Origin of the sequence: Psychrobacter sp. T6-6 (genome assembly GCF_052258185.1) — a bacterium.
GTDB lineage: Bacteria > Pseudomonadota > Gammaproteobacteria > Pseudomonadales > Moraxellaceae > Psychrobacter.
Genome location: NZ_JBQQEX010000028.1, coordinates 1 through 553, shown reverse-complemented (window position 1 = coordinate 553; position 553 = coordinate 1). Strand labels below are relative to the sequence as shown.

The following is a 553-nucleotide window of genomic DNA, read 5'->3' as shown; positions in this document are numbered from 1 at the left end:
TCGCCTGTGACCGTCAACGTAGTTACTTCATCACCATTGTCTGGGTCAATTAGCTTGACGGTCGTTGGGTCGATATCATTGTCAAAGTCTTCGTCATTACCTAATACAGCAACGGTAACTGGTGCTCCAGTGATACCTGTTTGGTTATCATCCGCTGCTCTTGGCGCCGTTGGTGGATAGTCGACAACGATTGTCGCTGGATTAGACGTTTGACCAGTGATATCAGAGACCACATAATCTACAGGCGTAGGGTCATTAGTAAAACCAACTTCTGGTGTAAAGGTCACAGCGCCTGAGGTAGGATCAACGACCCATTCCCCTTCGCCTGTGACCGTCAACGTTGTTACTTCATCACCGTTGTCTGGGTCAATTAGCTTGACGGTCGTTGGGTCAAGGTCACCCTCAGCATCGCTATCGTTATTCAAGATGTCGACAGTCACAGGGGCATTCAAAGGACCGACGCCTACGTCATTCTGTGCCACTGGGGCGGTTTGTGGGTAGTCGATGGTGACCGTGGCTTCGTTCGATACCAAACCGTTGATGTCTTCAACGC

Annotated in this window: 1 protein-coding gene; it reads right to left on the bottom strand. The window is 50.1% G+C overall.

Annotation, left to right across the window (positions count from 1 at the left end; genetic code table 11):
- Positions 1 to 553, bottom strand: a 553-nt coding sequence (locus tag ACTXGL_RS14100) for an Ig-like domain-containing protein (RefSeq protein WP_443527309.1), incomplete at both ends; no start/stop codon positions are given.